Raw genomic sequence first — 664 nt, forward strand, 5'->3', positions numbered from 1 at the left:
TCAGCTCGAATTCCTGACGGGCCTGCTTGACGTTGATGGCACCATAGATGAGCTTCAGCTGCTTCGTGAATGCACTCCACTGCTTGCGTGGGATGTAGCGGATGGAATTGCGGATGAGGTGTACGATGCAGCGCTGAACCGTGGCATGCGGGAATACAGCCTTGGCGCCTTCCTCCAATCCGCTCACGCCATCCATGGACAGGATGCCAAGATCCTTAACGCCGCGAGCCCGCAGCTCGTCGAAGATCTGCATCCAGGCATGCTTGCTCTCCGTCTCGTTGATCCAGAGGCCAAGGACATCCTTGCAGCCGTTGACGTCATAGGCAAGCATGACATAGACGGCCACCTGCTGGACGCCATACTCCGTGCGCAGCGATACGTAGATGCAGTCGACGAAAGCAAATGGATAGAACGACTGGAGCGGACGATTCCGCCATGCCTCGACCTCTTCCATGACGCAGCCTGTGATGGTGGAGATCTGTTCATGTGACATCTGGAAGCCGTAGATGTCTTCGATGGTTGCAGCGATGTCGCGTTGGCTCATGCCACGGGCATACATCGCCAGTACCTTGCCCTCGATGGACGAAACGTCGCGCTGGTGCTTCTTGATGATCTGCGGTTCAAACGTACTCTGGCGATCCTAGGACGCGGATACGGAACCTCC

General features: G+C 56.8%; 1 pseudogene. It reads right to left on the reverse strand.

What is annotated here, in order from left to right:
• Positions 1-640, reverse strand: a pseudogene (locus NM10_RS12765) (IS256 family transposase); the annotation flags it as partial.
• Between the last annotated feature and the right edge of the window lie 24 nt (positions 641-664).

The sequence above is a fragment of the Megasphaera sp. NM10 genome (assembly GCF_000417505.1).
GTDB lineage: Bacteria > Bacillota > Negativicutes > Veillonellales > Megasphaeraceae > Megasphaera > Megasphaera intestinihominis.